Origin of the sequence: Meridianimarinicoccus marinus (assembly GCF_040689105.1) — a bacterium.
Taxonomy (GTDB): domain Bacteria; phylum Pseudomonadota; class Alphaproteobacteria; order Rhodobacterales; family Rhodobacteraceae; genus Meridianimarinicoccus; species Meridianimarinicoccus marinus.
This window is the reverse complement of record NZ_JBFBVU010000100.1, coordinates 1-392: the sequence shown is the minus strand read 5'-3', so window position 1 is coordinate 392 and position 392 is coordinate 1. Positions and strand designations below refer to the sequence as shown.

Below are 392 nucleotides of genomic sequence, written 5' to 3'. Positions count from 1 at the left end.
CCAGCGCGGCTTTCGCGCAGCCCCGGTCAGCCAGGAGAATTTCGGCGAGATCCTGAAACTGCGCTGCGCGCTGGAGGACATGGCCTTGCGCGATTCCCTCGCCTGCGGCGACAACCCGTGGGAAGAAGCGCTGGTGCTGGCCCATCACCGCATGGCGCGGGTCAACGGCGGCGATCTGACCACCTTCGAAACCTGCCACAAGGCATTCCACATGGCGCTTCTGGCGCGGTGCCGCTCGCCGATCCTGCTGCGCTATTGCAGCCAGCTGTATGATCTCAACGTGCGCTACCGGTATCTTGCGGCGCGGTCGCGAAAGTACATTCGCCGCGACGTGGCCGGGGAACACCAGGGCATTCTGGATGCCGCCGTCGCGCGGGACGCCGACCTGGCCT

The 392-nt window shown here is 66.3% G+C and carries 1 protein-coding gene; it reads left to right on the top strand.

What is annotated here, in order from left to right:
* Positions 1-392 (top strand): GntR family transcriptional regulator (locus AB0T83_RS20355; protein WP_366195015.1); only part of this gene is annotated, 392 nt, incomplete at both ends.